Source organism: Paenibacillus sp. DMB5, assembly GCF_001517085.1.
In the GTDB taxonomy this organism is placed as follows: domain Bacteria; phylum Bacillota; class Bacilli; order Paenibacillales; family Paenibacillaceae; genus Paenibacillus_AQ.
The window spans coordinates 62,225-79,633 of record NZ_LRAC01000168.1 but is presented as its reverse complement, the minus strand read 5'-3'; the positions used below and the strand labels follow the sequence as shown (position 1 = coordinate 79,633).

At 53.2% G+C, this 17,409-nt stretch carries 14 protein-coding genes, 1 pseudogene and 1 riboswitch; of the genes and pseudogenes, 6 read left to right on the top strand and 9 right to left on the bottom strand.

What is annotated here, in order from left to right; all coding sequences use genetic code 11:
* Nucleotides 1-17: 17 nt before the first annotated feature.
* From AWJ19_RS31415 to AWJ19_RS31405, 3 genes are all read right to left on the bottom strand, one after another.
* Nucleotides 18-974 (bottom strand): sigma-70 family RNA polymerase sigma factor, encoded by a 957-nt coding sequence (locus tag AWJ19_RS31415; protein ID WP_068729475.1) that lies wholly within the window; start codon nt 972-974, stop codon nt 18-20.
* 132 nt (nt 975-1,106) lie between these two features.
* On the bottom strand, nt 1,107-1,532 hold the full coding sequence (locus AWJ19_RS31410; protein WP_068729473.1) for a VOC family protein: 426 nt from the start codon (nt 1,530-1,532) through the stop codon (nt 1,107-1,109).
* Between the two features lie 113 nt (nt 1,533-1,645).
* Nucleotides 1,646-2,734, bottom strand: a complete 1,089-nt coding sequence (locus AWJ19_RS31405) for a GntR family transcriptional regulator (protein ID WP_068729471.1) — start codon at nt 2,732-2,734, stop codon at nt 1,646-1,648.
* Nucleotides 2,735-2,993: 259 nt separating this feature from the next.
* Between AWJ19_RS31405 and AWJ19_RS31400 the strand changes: the two genes are divergently transcribed.
* The 5 genes from AWJ19_RS31400 to AWJ19_RS31380 all read left to right on the top strand — a co-directional run bounded on the left by AWJ19_RS31400 (nt 2,994) and on the right by AWJ19_RS31380 (nt 10,138).
* Complete coding sequence (locus tag AWJ19_RS31400; RefSeq protein ID WP_068729469.1) at nt 2,994-4,607, top strand: FGGY-family carbohydrate kinase; 1,614 nt, start codon at nt 2,994-2,996, stop codon at nt 4,605-4,607.
* Between the two features lies 1 nt (nt 4,608).
* Nucleotides 4,609-5,304: an L-ribulose-5-phosphate 4-epimerase gene (locus AWJ19_RS31395; protein ID WP_068729466.1), complete on the top strand. Its 696-nt coding sequence runs from the start codon at nt 4,609-4,611 to the stop codon at nt 5,302-5,304.
* Between the two features lie 54 nt (nt 5,305-5,358).
* On the top strand, nt 5,359-6,783 hold the full coding sequence (gene araA, locus AWJ19_RS31390) for an L-arabinose isomerase (RefSeq protein WP_068729464.1): 1,425 nt from the start codon (nt 5,359-5,361) through the stop codon (nt 6,781-6,783).
* Between the two features lie 387 nt (nt 6,784-7,170).
* Nucleotides 7,171-8,391, top strand: coding sequence for an MFS transporter (locus AWJ19_RS31385; protein WP_068729462.1), 1,221 nt, complete (start codon nt 7,171-7,173; stop codon nt 8,389-8,391).
* Between the two features lie 145 nt (nt 8,392-8,536).
* A riboswitch (glycine riboswitch) is annotated at nt 8,537-8,616 on the top strand.
* Between the two features lie 136 nt (nt 8,617-8,752).
* Nucleotides 8,753-10,138, top strand: a complete 1,386-nt coding sequence (locus tag AWJ19_RS31380) for an amino acid permease (protein ID WP_068729460.1) — start codon at nt 8,753-8,755, stop codon at nt 10,136-10,138.
* A 62-nt stretch (nt 10,139-10,200) separates the two neighbouring features.
* Here AWJ19_RS31380 and AWJ19_RS31375 read toward each other — a convergent pair whose 3' ends face one another.
* From AWJ19_RS31375 to AWJ19_RS31360, 4 genes and pseudogenes are all read right to left on the bottom strand, one after another.
* A complete protein-coding gene (locus tag AWJ19_RS31375) occupies nt 10,201-11,016 on the bottom strand; it encodes an ABC transporter ATP-binding protein (protein ID WP_068729458.1) in 816 nt (271 codons plus the stop codon).
* A complete protein-coding gene (locus tag AWJ19_RS31370) occupies nt 11,016-12,053 on the bottom strand; it encodes an iron chelate uptake ABC transporter family permease subunit (RefSeq protein WP_068729456.1) in 1,038 nt (345 codons plus the stop codon). Before AWJ19_RS31370 ends, AWJ19_RS31375 begins: the two co-directional genes overlap by 1 nt.
* Nucleotides 12,050-13,089: pseudogene (locus tag AWJ19_RS31365) on the bottom strand (iron ABC transporter permease). The gene AWJ19_RS31370 and the pseudogene AWJ19_RS31365 overlap by 4 nt, the downstream one beginning before the upstream one ends.
* On the bottom strand, nt 13,082-14,173 hold the full coding sequence (locus tag AWJ19_RS31360) for an iron-siderophore ABC transporter substrate-binding protein (RefSeq protein ID WP_068729599.1): 1,092 nt from the start codon (nt 14,171-14,173) through the stop codon (nt 13,082-13,084). Before AWJ19_RS31360 ends, AWJ19_RS31365 begins: the two are co-directional and overlap by 8 nt.
* 250 nt (nt 14,174-14,423) lie before the next feature.
* On the opposite strand from AWJ19_RS31360, the gene AWJ19_RS31355 reads away from it, so the two are divergent.
* Nucleotides 14,424-15,149 carry a 3-ketoacyl-ACP reductase gene (locus tag AWJ19_RS31355; protein ID WP_068729454.1) on the top strand — a complete coding sequence of 242 codons (726 nt, stop codon included), beginning with the start codon at nt 14,424-14,426 and terminating at the stop codon, nt 15,147-15,149.
* Between the two features lie 208 nt (nt 15,150-15,357).
* Here the strand turns inward: AWJ19_RS31355 and AWJ19_RS31350 are convergent, their stop codons facing one another.
* Together AWJ19_RS31350 and AWJ19_RS31345 are read right to left on the bottom strand one after the other, a co-directional pair.
* Nucleotides 15,358-16,752, bottom strand: a complete 1,395-nt coding sequence (locus AWJ19_RS31350) for a HAMP domain-containing sensor histidine kinase (RefSeq protein WP_068729451.1) — start codon at nt 16,750-16,752, stop codon at nt 15,358-15,360.
* A complete protein-coding gene (locus AWJ19_RS31345; RefSeq protein ID WP_068729449.1) occupies nt 16,740-17,402 on the bottom strand; it encodes a response regulator transcription factor in 663 nt (220 codons plus the stop codon). Before AWJ19_RS31345 ends, AWJ19_RS31350 begins: the two co-directional genes overlap by 13 nt.
* Nucleotides 17,403-17,409 lie beyond the last annotated feature (7 nt).

Genomic DNA, 17,409 nt, shown 5'->3' with positions numbered 1-17,409 from the left:
AAAGCGAGCTTCAAAATTCATCGGTACATCCGCTCCGGCAGGCCGAATCGGGCAAATAAAGTGGTGCTGATAAAGTTTTGGACATGGAGAATGCAGTGCTCCTTGACCTCGAGAACATGAATGCCCCAAGGGACTAGAACCCCAGGTTCCTGGCTCGGCATATACTGCGCCAAGGCGGGATAACCGCCGTTGACCGTAACCGGTATAAATTTCGATCCTTCGCAATGCGGGCGTGTAATCGAAAAAAATCGGGATAAGTCGTCCCTGCCATGAATCCACATCGCAAAAGGGGGCATCGACATACTGCCTTCCTCATGGAACAAGGCGACCAGTGCCTGGATATCGAATTGTTCAAAGGCAACGATATACCGCGAGAGCAGCTCGCGATCCGGGTGAACCTCCATGGAGCTGAGCTCATCGGACCGGAGCTCTGCCCGGCTCATCGTCTCTCTGGCTCTCTGTAAAGCGCTGTTCACGGCCGCCGCAGAAATGCCTAGTGTTTCCGCGATCTCTTTTGAAGACCATTCGAATACATCCTTCAGGATAAGCGCCGCCCGTTGACGCGGAGGCAGTGTCTGCAAGAGTGCAATAAAACAAATCCGCAGCGTATCTTTACGAACGATTTGCTCCTCGGGAGTTTCCGCAAAATCAGGCGCAGGCCAAATCCATGTTGAATCGGGCAGCGTCTCGCGCGGTTCAATAATCCGGGCCGCCGGGTCGGAGAAATCAACGGGAAGCATGCGGCGTTTGGCACGCCTCAGCTTGTCCAGGCACAGATTCGAAGCGATACGGTAAATCCATGTTTTCATTGAAGATTCTTGCCGGAACGAGCTCCAGTTCTCCCAGGCCCTAATATAGGTTTCCTGAACAGCATCGTCCGCGTCATCAGCGGACCCAAGCATGCGGTAACAGAACGATGTTAACTGCGGCTTCAGGTCTTCGAACGTCTGGACGTCAAATGCCGTATCTTTCATTTTGTCCCCCCAAACCGATATTCCGAAAGGTTGTTCTTTCATTATATGCGATTGGGGATTAGTTGAAAATTGAAGAATTTTAAATTGAAAGGAACAAAGAGCCGCCCGTTCACCGGACGACTCTTTATCCAATCAATTGTACGGCAACTCTGTAAACACCTGAAAAGTGACCCCGAATTTATCTGTCACATCGCCAAACCCCGGGCTGAACGCTTCCTCTTGAAAGGGTAAATTGACCTGGCCTTCTTGCTGCAGGGCTTCAAATATCCGCCTCGATTGTTCTACGTCGTTTGTCGTAATGCAGATCGTTACCCGCTTCCCTTCCCCCGGCGACGAACCGCTGGGGGAATCGGAAAACATCAGTTCCGCTTCACCGATTTTTAATTTGGCATGCGCGACAAGGGCTTTCAGATCCTCCGTAAACGTACTGGGCATATCCGGCATCTCGCCGTAAGTAGTTACGAAGATAACCTCAGCACCGAGCGCTTGTTCATAAAACCGGATAGCTTCCTGCGTACGTCCCTCCAACGTGATATAAGGGGTAAGCTTGACTGTCATTGTTATTCCTCCTTGGGTTCGGATCGATTTGAGTGGTTCATAATGTTAGACGATCCGGGCGGAGAAAAATCATCGGTACATAGCTCATCAAATCTTTACATACTGTCATAGGGTCAAGATTCCAGCTCCCGCACCGTTTCCCCCTCCACCAGCACTGGCTGATAGTAGGTACTGTTCCGCAGGTCTTTCTTGCCCTGCAGCTTCTTGATCACCCATTCCGCGGCGTCCCGTCCCATCTGCTCCTGCGGGTGGGTCAGGGTCGTCAGCTTAATGTTCGCGTTCTTGGCAATATACGAATTGTCCTGACCAATGATGGACAGATCCTCCGGGACGGAGATGTCCAGCTGCCGGCACACATTTACGGCTTCGAGGCCGACTTCGTCGTTGTAGCAGACGATGGCTGTCAGCATCTCTCTATTTTCGCTCAGGAATTTCTTGAGGCTGTCAGACAGCTCCTGCTTCGTTTCGGTATCGAAGGACAGCACCTGCTCCGGGTGGAACCGCAGCTTCGCTTCGCCAAGCGCCTTGATATAGCCCTTCATCCGGTATTTTCCCTGCAGGTCATCCATCTTGGCTATGATGCCGATCTGGGTGTGGCCCTTGGAGATCAGCTCCTTGGTCGCCAGGTAGCTGGACTGCACATCATCGAGGCAAAAGAACGGTACCTCCAGCTCCTCATAATACGCGTTAATCATGATGAACGGCACCTCCTGCTCCTTAAAGGACAGGTAGTAGGCGATGTTGGGGTTGTACAGGTTACTCTTGGTCGGCTCCACAATCAGGCCATCGACCCCGAAGGATAGCATCATCTCCAGCGCCTTCTTCTCCTGGGCCACATCATTGTTGGTGCTGGCCAGCAGCAGCGAATAATTATCCTCATTCAGCCGCCCCTCAATCCCCCGGATAATAGAAGGAAAGATGTAATCCGAGATGTAGGTGGTAATAACGCCGATCGTCCGCTTGCTGGAGCTGCCTGCCGCTTTGGAGCGGAACTGGCTGCTGACGTAGGTGCCAGAGCCCTTTTCACTGCGCAAAAAACCTTCATTAGACAGCTCAAGGATCGCCTTGCGCACCGTCTGCCGGCTGACATTGTACGTTTCCTGCAGGGCCAGCTCGGTTGGAATCTGCTCCCCCACACTGTAGGCCCCGGAGAGAATATTGCTTTTTATATCATCAAAAATGATCTGGTATTTTGTCTTCATCGGACTCACTTCTTTCGAGGTAGTTCAGAACGGAATGTAATGATTGTGTAAAAGTTGTACGTACATATTGTAACACGGATATTAGCTTATTATAGTCCATGAGCGCATATGTATAAACATAAAGTTAATTTGTATGTATATCTTACTGGTTGTATTGACAAATGTACGAACAAAAAATATACTGGAGCTGTTAAAGGGAAGCGCCTTCTTTTTATTACTGCAATTATAACAGGTTGGCTTAGAGAGGAGTAACGTGGGCATGGATCAGAACATCAGGCAAGCGATACTTGAGGGAGGAACCTCACTGGGTATCGAATTTGGGTCCACACGTATCAAGGCGGTACTGATTGACCAGAAGTTTGAGACGGTTGCCTCCGGCAGCTATGAGTGGGAGAACCAGCTGGTTGACGGATACTGGACGTATGATTTGAATGACATCATCAAGGGCCTGCAGACTGCCTACAGTGAATTGAAGCAGGAGGTACAGCAGAAATACGAAGTCACCCTGAGCAAGGTGGGGTCGATCGGATTCTCGGCCATGATGCACGGATATATGGCTTTTGACAGCAAGGGAGAGCTGCTGGTTCCGTTCCGGACCTGGCGTAATGCGACAACCGGAGCTGCGGCCAAGGAACTGACTGAAGAGTTTCAGTTCAACATCCCTGAGCGGTGGAGCATTGCCCATCTGTATCAGGCGATTCTTAACAAGGAAGAACATGTGCCGAGCATTGATTTTATAACGACGCTGGCCGGATATATCCACTGGCTGCTGACCGGAACGAAAGCGATCGGCATCGGCGACGCTTCGGGGATTTTCCCGATTGATGAGGCAGCGCAGGATTACAATCCGGCAATGGTGAAGCAGTTCGACGAGCTGACAGCAGCCAAAGGGTACTCTTTAAAGCTGGGTGAGCTGTTGCCAAAAGTGTACCATGCAGGCGAGCAGGCAGGCGTATTGACCGAGGCCGGTGCTGCGATTCTGGACGTGTCCGGGGATCTGCAGGCAGGCATTCCGTTGTGCCCTCCTGAGGGGGATGCCGGAACAGGCATGGTCGCTACCAACAGTGTAAGAAAACGCACCGGTAACGTATCCGTAGGTACATCCGTATTTGCGATGATCGTGCTTGAGAACGATCTGTCCGCCGTGTATCCGGAGATTGATATGGTTACTACTCCAGACGGCAGTCCGGTAGGGATGGTACATGCGAATAACTGCTCCAGTGACATCAACGCATGGGTCGGCCTGTTCCGTGAATTTGCGGAGGCTATGGGCTATGAGGCCGATTCCGGCAAGCTGTTCAGCGTGCTGTTTAACAAAGCGCTTGAGGCGGATGCCGACGGCGGCGGTCTGCTGAGCTACGGTTATTTTTCCGGGGAAAATATTACAGGCATCGAAAAGGGACGCCCGCTGTTCGTCCGCTCGCCTGAGAGCCGCTTCAATCTGGCTAACTTCATGCGCACGCACCTGTTCACCGCTTTCGCTGCGCTGAAGATCGGGATGGATATCCTCACCAAGAAGGAACATGTCGCAATCGACAGCATTCTGGCGCACGGCGGCCTGTTCAAAACTCCGGTAGTCGGCCAAAGGATCGTGGCTGCGTCGATGAACGTACCTGTCTCTGTAATGGCAACAGCCAGCGAAGGCGGCGCCTGGGGGATGGCGATTCTGGCTGCGTTCATGCAGAACAGGGAGCAGCAGGAGCGTCTGGACGATTTTCTCGATAACAAGGTATTTAAGGATACGGAAGGACAGGTCATTCATCCGGATGCTGCTGACGTTAAGGGCTTTGAGCTCTTTATGGAGCGGTATGTGGAGGGGCTGGCGATTGAGCAGGCTGCTGTAGATCATCTGGTAGAGAACGGGAGGGGTTAATGTGTTAGAGCAACTGAAGGAAGAGGTATTCCAGGCCAATCTGGACCTGCCTAAGCAAGGACTTATCAAGTACACCTGGGGCAATGTGAGCGCGGTTGACCGTGAGAAGGGCCTGTTCGTCATTAAACCAAGCGGAGTCAGCTATGAGAAAATGAAAGCCAGCGATATGGTCGTTGTCGATTTTGACGGTAACGTGGTTGAGGGCGATCTCAGACCTTCCTCGGATACACCGACCCACGCTGTATTGTATAAGCATTACAAGGAAATCGGCGGCATCGTGCATACGCATTCCATGTGGGCGACCGTCTGGGCGCAGGCAGGGCTTGATGTTCCGGTTATGGGAACAACGCATGCTGACACCTTCTACGGCGCTGTACCATGTACCCGGTTCCTCACACAAGAAGAGATTGACCGCGGCTATGAAGCAGAGACAGGGCATGTGATTATCGAGACGTTTGAGCAGCGCGGTATTGATATTATGGCGGTTCCCGGCGTACTGCTGAAGGGCCATGGACCATTCACCTGGGGCAAAGATGCCCATTCCGCAGTCATGAACAGTGTGGTGCTGGAGGAAGTGGCCAAGATGAACCATTTTGCGCGTGAGCTGAACCATTTTGCCGAGGAGCTGCCGCAGCGGATTCTGGATAAGCACTATCTGCGCAAGCACGGCAAGGATGCTTATTACGGTCAGAAGTAATATTACGTACGGATTAGCCTACTATTACAATTTAAGAGAAGAGGATGAATATAAATGACAACAGTTAGTGACAAGCAGTTCTGGTTCGTTGTTGGCTCGCAGCATCTGTACGGCGAAGAAGCACTCGGAGAAGTTAAAGCCCACGCCCAGGAAATGGTTGACGCGCTGAATAACAGCGGCGTTCTGCCTTACCCTCTTGTATTGCAGGATCTGGCAGTGAGCGCAGACAAAATCACTACCATCATGAAGGAAGTCAACTACCGTGACGAGGTTGCCGGTGTAATTACCTGGATGCACACCTTCTCCCCGGCAAAAATGTGGATCCGCGGCACCAAGCTGCTTCAGAAGCCGCTTCTGCACCTGGCTACCCAGTACAATGAAAGCATTCCTTGGGCAACCATCGACATGGATTTCATGAACCTCAACCAGGCTGCCCACGGTGACCGTGAGTATGGCTTCATCAACGCCCGCCTCAAGAAACAGAACAAAGTGGTTGTAGGCTACTGGCAGCGCCCTAATGTTCAGAAGCAGATTGCCGAGTGGATGGACGTAGCGGTTGCCTATAACGAAAGCTTCAACATTAAGGTTGCCCGCTTCGGCGACAACATGCGTAACGTAGGGGTTACTGAAGGCGATAAAGTAGAAGCCCAGATCCAGTTCGGCTGGACTGTTGATTACTTCGGTATCGGCGATCTTGTAGCTTATGTTAACGAAGTAACGGAAGAAGAGATCAATGCCCTGTTCGCTGAATATGCAGAGCAGTACGATTTCGATTACGGCAACTACAGCAAGGAGGCCTGGGAAGCGAGCGTTAAGGTTCAGGCCAGCTATGAAATCGCCCTTAAGCGTTTCCTGGACAACGGCGGCTACAATGCCTTCACATCCAACTTCGAAGACCTGCACGGCATGAAGCAGCTTCCGGGTCTGGCGGTACAACGCCTGATGGCCCAAGGCTACGGCTTCGCCGGCGAAGGCGACTGGAAGACCGCTGCCCTTGACCGCCTGCTGAAGGTAATGGCGCACAACGTGAACACCGGCTTCATGGAAGATTACACCTATGAAATGGCAGAAGGCAAGGAAGCGATTCTGCAGTCCCACATGCTTGAGGTTGATCCAAGCCTGGCAAGCAACAAGCCGAAGGTGCTGGTATCGCCGCTCGGTATCGGCGACCGCGAAGACCCGGCCCGCCTTGTATTCGACGGCAAAGCAGGCGAAGGCGTTGTTGTATCGATGGCTGACTTCGGTACACACTACAAGCTGCTGATCAACGAAGTGGAAGCATTTGAGCCTGAGGTTGCGGCTCCTAACCTTCCGGTAGCGCGCGTCCTGTGGAAGGTTAAGCCTAACTTCCAGGACGGAGTAAAGGCCTGGATCGAGAACGGCGGCGGCCACCACACTGTGGTTTCCCTGAACCTGACTACCGATCAGATCGTTAGCTACGCTAAACTGGTAGGACTGGAATATGTAATCATCAAATAGTCAATAGGTTTTGGAGGAGCGGGTAAGCGTTGGCTTGCCCGCTTTTTTAATGAAATTTTAGGTTTGACAGCTTTTGCTGCCGATGGTAAGATACGGCTAATTAATGAGAAGGAGGGCTGCGGACTATGATTTATTTCATACGTTTAAGATGAGTATCCAGAGGAGCTTTTTTCACCGGTAAGGTGGGCTTTTTTGAGATGCTTGTTTTATTACGTATGGACATAGGCCGTAATCCTGACGGTTAATGTGCAGAGCCTTATTTGGCTATGCCCTGTTCTGATACGTAAAGCAAGCAGACTCAAGCCCACTGGACTTGGGTCTGTTTTTTTGGTTAACGGCTAGGCTGCTTCATACATGAAATCCATTTACTTTTGGGAGGTACAATTTATGAATCATATGCACTGGAAGAGGACATTCGCCTTTATCTTCAGCGGTCAGATTTTCTCGATTCTGACTTCATCGATGGTGCAGTTCTCTATTATTTGGCATCTGACGGAAACGACGGGGTCGGCCTCCGTGCTTATGATTGCCGGACTTGTCGGCTTCCTGCCGCAGGCCATCCTGGGTCCGTTCATCGGCGTGTGGCTGGACCGCTGGAACCGCAAGCGGACCATGATTATCTCCGACAGCATGATTGCTGTCACCAGCCTGATCCTGGGCGCTTACTATTTATGGGGCGACCCGAGCCTGTGGGTCGTTTATGTCGTGCTGTTCATCCGCTCCGTGGCCTCCTCGTTCCACGCGCCGTCGTTCCAGGCAGCGGTCCCGCTGATTGCCCCGGAGGATCAGCTGACCCGGGTGGCGGGCTGGCAGCAGATGGTCTTCTCCGCTTCCAGCATACTCGGGCCCGCGCTGGGAATCGCCGTATATTCGGCTACCTCGCTGGGAGCGGTACTGCTGCTTGATGTGGCAGGCGCACTAATTGCCAATATTATGCTGCTGATGGTGAAGATTCATCAACCGAAGCCCGAGGTGGTGCAGGCACCCTCGTTCCGGCAGGAGTTTATTCTCGGCTGGCGGACCTTTGTATCCTCTAAGCCTATTGTCTTTATTACAATAGCCATGGCCGGCTTCAGCGTTGTCTTTATGCCGCTGGCCATGCTGTTCCCGCTGATGACGCTGGAGCATTTTGGCCGGGGCGGATACAGCGCGAGTGTAATCGAGGCGGTATTCGGCATCGGCATGATCGCCGGCGGCGTGCTGCTGTCGGTACTGTCCTCCAAGTGGCGCGACTCCACCTATATGAGCGCCAGCCTTGTAATTATCGGCCTGACCTGCCTGCTGAGCGGAGTTGTCGGCAGCGGAGCCTTCGTAGCCTTTGCCGTGCTGTCCTTCTTCATGGGTGCAGCCGCCCCACTGTTTAATGGCCCCTATATGGCTATGATTCAGAAGGCATACGAGCCGGAAACGTTGGGGCGTGTAATTTCGCTCGTCTCCAGCATCGGCATGCTGTCTTCTCCCATCGGGCTGGCCCTGGCCGGACCGGTTGCCGACCGGTACGGGGTGCAGGTCTGGTTCTTCTGGTCGGGCATTGTTGTAGCATTGATCGGTATCGTTGTTTTTCTCAGGTTCTACGGGAAGGCCGGGGAAGAGCAGGTACAGGGTTAGGCTGTAAGGATAAAATTGGAATTGAGACTTTTTTCACAGCTTATATACTCACATGACGAGTAATATGTTAGAATATTAAAATGCATTAACGCTTCACCAACTTAATACGCTACAGGCTATGAATGCTATGGATCACACTATAGCAGGAGCAGCTTCTGGAGAGACTGCGGGCTACCGCAGCGCCGAAGGGTTCACAATCTCAGGCAAAAGGACAGAAGAGTACTGAATATTTATCTGCCTTGCGGGCTGCTGCCCGCAGGGCGGATAGTGTTTGATATTCTTATGAGCCGGGAGATTGGATGATATCCAGTCTCTTTTTTTATTGGCAACAACAGGCTGTAATCATAAGGGGGAAACAGGCATGGCAGAGTTAAAGAGAGAGCTGGCCAACCGGCACGTTCAGTTAATCGCAATCGGAGGAACGATTGGAACAGGATTATTCCTGGGGTCAGGGCGGGCAATCGAAAAAGCGGGTCCGTCGATCATGTTCACTTATCTGATTGTAGGGATCGCTGTATTTTTTGTCATGAGGGCACTGGGAGAGCTGCTGCTGTCCAAGGCAGGGTACCAGTCCTTTACAGATATCGCTGAGGATTATTTGGGACCCAAGGCCGCTTTTGTTACAGGCTGGACGTATTGGTTCTGCTGGATTATGACGGCGATGGCCGATGTCATTGCGGTGGGTGTCTATGTACAATACTGGTTTGATATCCCGCAGTGGGTTCCGGCAGTCATCTGCCTGATTATTCTGCTGGGACTCAATCTGCTGACTGTCAAAAGCTTCGGCGAGCTGGAGTTCTGGTTCGCACTGATCAAGGTGGTTACGATTCTTGCCCTGATCGGGCTTGGAATTGTACTGCTCGTACTGGGCTTCAAAACAGATGCAGGAGCAGTTACTGTCCGCAATCTGTGGCAGCACGGCGGGGTATTCCCGAACGGTATCACAGGCTTCCTCTTTTCCTTCCAGATGGTCGTATTCGCTTATGTCGGTGTAGAGCTGGTAGGGGTGTCGGCAGCGGAAACGGCTGATCCTGAGAAAAATATCCCGTCGGCAATCAACAAGATCCCGCTGCGGATTCTGTTCTTCTACGTGGGAGCACTGTTCGTCCTGCTGTGTGTGAATCCGTGGACTCAGCTCAGTCCGGCAGAAAGCCCGTTTGTCAGAACCTTTAGCCTGGTGGGCATTCCGATTGCTGCGGGAATTATCAACTTCGTCGTATTGACCTCGGCTGCGTCGGCCTGCAACAGCGGGATGTTCTCGACCAGCCGGATTCTCTATAATCTGAGCCGCAAGGATCAGGCCTCCGGCCAGTTCGGCAAGCTGAACAAAAACCATGTACCTGCCAACTCGCTGTTCGTCTCTACGCTGGTAATCTCGGCAGGAGCCCTGCTGAGCAAGCTTGTTCCCGAGCAGGCCTTCGGCATTGTAACCACAGTCAGCGCCATCTGCTTCATCTGGGTGTGGGGCGTTGTACTGGTGTGCCACATTAAATACAAGAAGAACCGCCCGGATCTGCAGGCTGCCTCCAAGTTCAAGGCACCGTTCACTCCGGCGGTAAACTATATTGTTCTGGCACTGTTCGCGGCAATTCTGGTCATCATGCTGATTGCCGAAGAGACCCGTCCGGCACTGCTATTCACTCCTGTCTGGTTCATTCTTCTGTTCATTCTGTATTCGGTAAGGAGCAGAAAGCAGAAGAGCAGCCAGGAGATCAATATCAATACCGAGGCGGGAAATCATATCTAGCCTTAACGAAAAAAACCACTCCGTTGACCGGGGTGGTTTTTTTGTAGTAAACCATGCATTCGCTAATGAACAGGCGCATAATCCGCATGATAGCGGCCCTTGGGCACGATCATAGGAGAGCCGGCAACCGGGTCCTTGATTACCGCACAATCCAGTCCGAAGATGTCCTTGACCAGGGTGCTTGTAATCACTGAATCCGGCGTGCCTTCAGCGACTAGCTTGCCCGAATGAAGGGCAAAAATATGGTCGGCATACCGGGCGGACAGGTTGATATCATGCAGCACCATGACGATAGTGGTGCCGTGCTTGCGGTTCAGGTCGGTCAACAGGTCCAGAATCTCGACCTGGTAGGTGATATCGAGGAACGTTGTCGGTTCGTCGAGGAACAGGATATCCGTCTGCTGCGCCAGTGCCATGGCGATCCAGACGCGCTGGCGCTGGCCGCCGGACAGCTCATCAATATGATGATTGGCGAATTCCGTAATCTTCATAATTTCCATTGCTTCGGCCACAGCCTCATAGTCCTTTTTGCTCCACCCGCCGAACAGGGACTGGTGCGGGAATCTTCCCCGGCCGACCAGATCGGCGACGGTGATGCCTTCCGGGACTATCGGTGATTGCGGCAGCATTCCAACTATGCGGGCCAAGGGCTTAGAGGCGATTTTGGCAAGCGGTTTTCCGTCAATTGTAATGGCACCGGAGGAGGGCTTGATTAGCCGGGCCATCGTTTTCAGGAGCGTTGACTTGCCGCAGCCATTCGAGCCGATAATGACGCTGATCTTGCTGCTCGGCAGCAGAAGGCTGACATCCTGGATGACTGTTTTATTCTCATAGCCTGCTACGAGGCGTTCGACTTGAAAAGTATGCGCCTGATTCATTATAGTTCTCCCTTCCGGTTCATCTGGATCAGCAGGTAAATCAGATATGGCGCTCCGAGCAGTCCGGTAATAACACCGACCGGGAACCTGGTAACGAAGGCAAACTGTCCGATCAGATCTGCAGCGAGAACCAGAACAACGCCGACAAGTCCTGCCGGAATGACACCGGAGAAGCCGACTCCGACCAGTCTTTTGGCTATGGGTCCGGCAAGGAAGGAGACAAAAGCAATCGGGCCTGTTGTAGCGGTAGCAATCGCAATCATGCAAACGGAGGCTACGATAAGCAGGATTCGCGTTTTGTCGGTATGCACACCCAGCGAAGACGCTGACTGCTCGCCGAGCTCCAGGATATCAAGATGCTTGCCCAGCAGGGCAATGATGGGTGCGCAGATCAATACGGTAATGACCAGCGGCGGAAGCTCACTCATCTGCGAGCCGTTGAGACTGCCGGTCAGCCAACGGATTGCTGTAGGCACATCCTTCTCGGAGCTGATCAGCAGGAGATAGGAAATGACCGCATCCAGCATCGCCTGCACACCTATTCCGACCAGGATCAGGCGTCCAATCGAGAAGGTTCTTCCCCGGGACAGGAAATAGATCAATATGACGGTGGCCAGACCGGCGATGACTGCGGCAAAAGAGACCACAGCCCCGCCGGCATGCAGAATGACGATGCTGAACACAGCTGCTGCACTTGATCCCGACGTAATGCCGATAACATTCGGGTTAGCCAAAGGGTTACGCAGCATGGTCTGAAACGTATAGCCGGCGACACCAAAAGCAAACCCGGCAAACAGGCCGGCCAGCATCCGCGGCAGGCGGATCGTATTGACCGCAAAGGATACGCCCTTGAGCTGTTCTCCAGACAGCGCCCGAAGGACCTTGGACAGCGGATAGATGGTGTTCCCCAGCAGCAGCATAGCTATGCAGAGCGAGCAGGCCAGCACTGCGAGCAGGCCTGTAACCAGTATCCAGCGGCGGCGTCTGAGCCGCCTGCCTGCCATAATGAATTCAGTTGAAGTAGGATGATTTGTCATAAGGACCGCACTTTCGATCTCATAGCTAATATGATTAATATCGGTGCTCCGATGAACGCTGTCACTACACCGACTTCAAGCTCTCCGGGACTGCCCAGCAGTCTGCCGATGACATCGGCCACGGTCAGAATAATAGCGCCCGCAATCGCGGACATGGGAATAACAAAACGCAGATCGGGGCCAAGAATCAGACGGATCACATGAGTGGCGAGCAGCCCGATGAAGCCGATAGGGCCCGCGAGTGCAGTTGCCGCACCGCATAGGACAACACCGGCAAAGGCGGCAATAAACCGCAGGAAGCCCGTCTTCACGCCCAGACCGGTGGCCACATCATCCCCCAGAGCCAGGGCATTAAGCGCAGGGGCGGTTAACACAGCAATCAGCATGCCGGCGATCAGAAAAGGGAGGAAGGTGGAGATATTATCCCAGCTCCCTGAGCCGACACTGCCCACCTGCCAGAACCTGAATTTATCCATGACATAGGAACGCGGAATCATAATGGCGGTGACCAAAGAGGAAAGGGCTGCGCTGGTGGCAGCGCCCGCCAGAACGAGCTTAATGGGGGTGGCTCCGCCACGCCCCATTGAACCGATTCCGAATACGAACACTGCAGTCAGCGCAGCTCCGGCCAAAGCCAGCCAAATATATTGGCTGGCTGAGCTTATGTTCAGGAAAGCAATCCCGCACACCACAAACAGGGCGCGCCGGTATTGACTCCAAGTATACTCGGGTCCGCAATAGGATTGCGGGTGACCGATTGCATAAGCGCTCCGGACACGCCGAGCGCCGCTCCGCACATTAAGCTGAACACGGTGCGGGAAATCCGTTTGCGGACTACGTTAGCCCCGAAGGACTGGACATCCGGATGGAATAACCCGTCCATCAGCTCCCGGAAGCTGGTCACCCGCGAGCCCAAGGCCAGCGAGGCTATCACGCATAAGCCAAGCAGGATGAAGCAGATGACCAGGATCAGCGTGAAGTTGCGCGGTGTATGCGCGGCAGGCTGTTTTTGTTCGGAAACTGTAGAACTATTCATTAATCTTGTCGATAGCTCCGCCGATCAAAGCCAGATACTCATCAATGGTGTAGGCGATGGACAGCGGGTTAGGCGTTCCGGCAGCTACCAGTGGTGTATCGCTGTCAATGAAGGCAACAGATCCGCGCTCGATAGCCGGAATTTTGCCCAGCAGGGAATCGGCCTGGAGGGCTTTCAGCAATTCGTCATTGCCGTAGCCGACGATCAGGTCAGCATCATTAAGGGCTTCAACGTTCTCGGCACTCAGGCTCAAAGAGTAGCTGGTAGGATCGGTAATCTGGGATGTGATGCTCTCAGGGTATTCCATCCCCAGCTCGTACAGGAAGGCAACACGGGAATCAATCGGCGCATAGATGTGCAGCTGGGACAGGTCGTCAGCGGAGAAGTTAACCCATACAACCTTTTTACCGGCAATCTGCGGGTATGCGGCCAGCTTTTCTTTTACCATATCTTCAGTGTCCTTAATCAGCTGTTCGCCTTCTGCCTTCATGCCCATGCCTTCAGCATTAAGCAAAACCTGTTCGCGCCATGTGGTTGTCCAAGGGGAAGTCGGGTAAGCGACAACCGGAGCGATCTGGCTCAGGGTATCATAATCTTCCTGCGTGATACCGGAGTATGCGGCAAGAATAACATCCGGATCTGCATCGGAAATGGCTTCAAAATCAAGGCCGTCGGTATCCTGGAACACGTTAGGATCCGTCACGCCCAGCTCGTCCAGCTTCTCCTTGGTCCAAGGAAGCAGTCCGCTGCCGTCCTGAACGCCGAAGTTCGCAGCAGAGAAGCCTACAGGAATAACGCCAAGTGCAAGCGCGACGTCATGGTTAGCCCATTGAATAGTAACTACACGCTCAGGCTTGCTCTCAATTACAGCTTCCCCAAGCGCAGTCTTGATTGTAATCGGATATTGAACGGCCTCTGTCGCAGCAGGTGCTTCTGTGGCAGCCGGTGCAGTAGTGGCCGCAGCGTTTGTAGGGGAAGCAGCATTGTTCGATGCAGTGTTGTTGTTACCGCAGCCTACCAGCGCAAGGGTTAGCGCAAGCGGAGCAAGCAGCGTTCTGAAAGTATACTTCCTTGTTGTGTTCATGTGTTTCATTGGTGTGACCCCATCCTTTATGTAGTGTATTTAGCAATACTTGATAACGATTCTCATTATCGAACAATATATATGGATTTGCGGGAAGTGTCAATAAAAAAGTGGTAAATTAAATTTGGATTGATGGCATTTATGACCGTTTTAAGATGTCAATATCACATGGAGCATTTAGCTCCGGCTGTCCGGACATAGTATAATAGAAGAGGTTTTTTAAAAGAAGATTGGAGAGGAGCCTGCTTAGATGGCACAATCATTGCAAGGAAAAGTAGCAATTGTAACCGGAGCGGCAAGAGGAATCGGAAAAGCAACAGCTGTTGCGCTTGCCAAGGAGGGCGTCAGCGTCGGTCTGCTGGCCAGAAGTGAAGCTGCACTGCAGGCACTGGCTGCCGAGATTGAAGGCTACGGAGTAAAGGCCGCTTTTGCCGTCGCTGATATTTCTTCCAAGGAACAGGTAGACGCCGCGGTCGAAGCACTCAAAAACGAGCTGGGCGCTGCGGACATTCTGATTAACAACGCCGGAATTGCCACATTCGGCACACTGCTGGAAATGGACCCGGAAGAGTGGAAGGGCATGATCGACGTCAACCTGATGGGCACCTACTATGTAACCCGTGCTGTGCTGCCGCAGCTTATCGACAAGAATGCCGGAGACATCATTAACATCTCCTCGACTAACGGACTTAACGGCGCAGCTACCTCCAGTGCATACAGCGCCTCCAAATTTGCCATGATCGGACTGACCGAATCCCTGGCCCAGGAGGTACGCCGCAATAACATCCGTGTATCGGCTCTGACCCCGAGTACAATCGCTACCGATCTTGCGCTCGACCTGAACCTGATCAAGGAGAATAATGATGCGAAGTTCGTTCAGCCTGAGGATATCGCAGAGTTCATTATCGACCAGCTTAAATTGAACCCGCGTGTGTATGTGAAGACGGCGAGCTTTATTGCTACCAATCCGTTCTGATCGGCGCAAATGAATAAAGAGGCCATCCCGGGAGGGGTGGCCTTTTTTGCTGCAGGCTACCAGTCTGCCGGATAGCTCAGCCTACGCCGTAGCTGTCTGTTTGGGGAGGAAGTGGCGTTTTTCCCACTAGATAGCGCTTCAGGGCAGTTTCACCGAAAACAGATTTCGAATTTCCGCTTAGTTTGTTCGATCCGGTGTATTCGGCAAATTAGTCCGAATTCAAGCTGCTATCCGCCATGATCCTCACCGTCACCTTCGCTCCGCCGGAAGCTACAGCATTATCCAATGTCAGCGTTCCCTCATGCTGCTGCGCGGCAGATTCGGCAATGTACAGGCCCATCCCGTGATGCTTGCCGGAGCTGCGGCTCTGGTCGCCCATATAGAACTGGCTTGCTGCTTCCCGTAATCCGGCCGGGGAGAAGCCGCTGCCCGTGTCTGTAACGGTAAAAGAAATAGCCCCGTCCCCGTCCCGGCGGATATCCAGAGTAACCTTCCCCTGCGGCGGCGTATGCTCCACAGCATTTGCAAGTATATTGACAATTCCCCGCTGGAGCAGCTCCCTGTCTATGAATATCATTTCAGGCAGCGGGCCGTCTGCGATGACCTGTACTGAAATATCCTTGCCTGAGGATAAGGCCCGCAGCTGGGTTTCCAGCTCGGCTACAAAATCCGTAAGGCGCGCCTGTGCCTTCCTGTTTCCGGGGGCAGCCTGCAGACTGGACAGATCAATGACCCCCTGCACGAAGGCTTCAATATCCTCTGAGCTTTGCAGAATATAGCGGTTATATTCCCGTTGGGCCTCATCCTGGACGGTTTCCTGCAGCAGCTCGGCGTTGCCCCGGATGATCGTGAGCGGGGTCTTGATGTCGTGGGCGAGCGCAGAAATCTGCTCTCTGCGGGACCGTTCCAGCTCCCACTGGCGCTTCAGTGAGGCCTGCAGCGCTTCCTTCATCTGGTCCAGCGAGACCAGCATCTCGTCGATTTCCATGATCCCGCTTGGCTGGACGGTGAACGCCAGATTTTCCTGCCGGATGCTGTCGGTTGCCTCCTGTAAGCCGGCCATTTTCTGCGATAGCCTGCGGCCGAAGCGGGCGGCAAGCACAGCGGCCAGAATCAGCACACCCAGGATGAAGAGCAGCACGGCCGCCAGCTGGGGATTCGGCAGAGTGCTGCGCAGCAGCGGGGAGGCGAACTGCGGAGTAAGCGTATAACGGAAAATCCATAGCTCCCCTCCATGCCGGAAGGAAGTATAGAAATAAGAGTCGCGGTTTATGCCTTGTTGTATCAGTTTCCAGGCATGGTCCGCTTCCTTCGTATTCAGACTGCCCGCAAGTAGCTTCCCTCCGGCTGTAAATATGGCGTAGTCCGCCAGCTTCGGAATGACAACAGCGGCATCTTCGTCACCTGCTTCGAGTTCATGCTTAACAGCCCCAATCTCCTTCTCCGCATAATTGGCGGGCAGAATCACATTGGCCGAAAATGCCGCCGTGAACAAGCCCAGCAGCAGGAGCAGCAGCAGAATGGTTCCGGCACTTAGAATCAGGAGATATTGCAGAAAAAAGGTGCGCAGGCGCATCCCCGGTGCTCTTTTTACAGCTTCCACTTGTAACCGATCCCCCAGACTGTTTCAATAGCTTCAATGTCCGCTTTGTTCAGCTTGGCGCGGATATTCTTGATATGCTCTGTGATGGCGCTGCTGTCACTTTCCCCGTCAAACCCGAAGACCGCCTCATAGATTTGCTCCTTGGAAAAGACCTGTCCGCGGCTCTTCGCCAGAAATTCACAGATGTCGTATTCGCTTTTGGTCAGGGGTACTTTGTGGCCGCGGGCAAGCAGCTCTCTGCCGGAGAGATTGAAGCGGATATGCTCGGAGTACAGCACATTCCTCCGTTCCCTGGTCTCCCGTCTGAGATGGGCATTAATCCGCGCCCGCAGCGCGCCGATACTGAAGGGCTTCATAATATAGTCGTCCGCACCCAGTCCCAGCCCGTACATCAGGTCGGATTCCAGCGTCTTGGCGGTCAGGAAAAGAATCGGGCAGTCCACCGCCGCGCGGATCTCCCGGCACAGTGTAAAGCCGTCTACTCCGGGCATCATCACATCGAGCAGAATGAGATCATACGTACCCAGATCACTCTGGCGCACAGTGGTTGAATCTTGAATGGTCGTTATCAAGTGACGGTCTGCGCCCAGGGCACTGCGGATCAATGCCAGGATGGCGGGCTCATCGTCGACGGCGAGTATTTTGGCCATATGCATT

What these genes read in the sequence shown, in the direction of transcription:
- AWJ19_RS31410 (WP_068729473.1), bottom strand. Translation starts at nt 1,532, where the DNA reads ATGACAGTCAAGCTTACCCCTTATATCACGTTGGAGGGACGTACGCAG.
- AWJ19_RS31355 (WP_068729454.1), top strand. Translation starts at nt 14,424, where the DNA reads ATGGCACAATCATTGCAAGGAAAAGTAGCAATTGTAACCGGAGCGGCA.
- AWJ19_RS31345 (WP_068729449.1), bottom strand. Translation starts at nt 17,402, where the DNA reads ATGGCCAAAATACTCGCCGTCGACGATGAGCCCGCCATCCTGGCATTG.
- AWJ19_RS31405 (WP_068729471.1), bottom strand. Translation starts at nt 2,734, where the DNA reads ATGAAGACAAAATACCAGATCATTTTTGATGATATAAAAAGCAATATT.
- araA (WP_068729464.1), top strand. Translation starts at nt 5,359, where the DNA reads ATGACAACAGTTAGTGACAAGCAGTTCTGGTTCGTTGTTGGCTCGCAG.
- AWJ19_RS31415 (WP_068729475.1), bottom strand. Translation starts at nt 974, where the DNA reads ATGAAAGATACGGCATTTGACGTCCAGACGTTCGAAGACCTGAAGCCG.
- AWJ19_RS31380 (WP_068729460.1), top strand. Translation starts at nt 8,753, where the DNA reads ATGGCAGAGTTAAAGAGAGAGCTGGCCAACCGGCACGTTCAGTTAATC.
- AWJ19_RS31360 (WP_068729599.1), bottom strand. Translation starts at nt 14,173, where the DNA reads ATGAACACAACAAGGAAGTATACTTTCAGAACGCTGCTTGCTCCGCTT.
- AWJ19_RS31375 (WP_068729458.1), bottom strand. Translation starts at nt 11,016, where the DNA reads ATGAATCAGGCGCATACTTTTCAAGTCGAACGCCTCGTAGCAGGCTAT.
- AWJ19_RS31385 (WP_068729462.1), top strand. Translation starts at nt 7,171, where the DNA reads ATGAATCATATGCACTGGAAGAGGACATTCGCCTTTATCTTCAGCGGT.
- AWJ19_RS31370 (WP_068729456.1), bottom strand. Translation starts at nt 12,053, where the DNA reads ATGACAAATCATCCTACTTCAACTGAATTCATTATGGCAGGCAGGCGG.
- AWJ19_RS31400 (WP_068729469.1), top strand. Translation starts at nt 2,994, where the DNA reads ATGGATCAGAACATCAGGCAAGCGATACTTGAGGGAGGAACCTCACTG.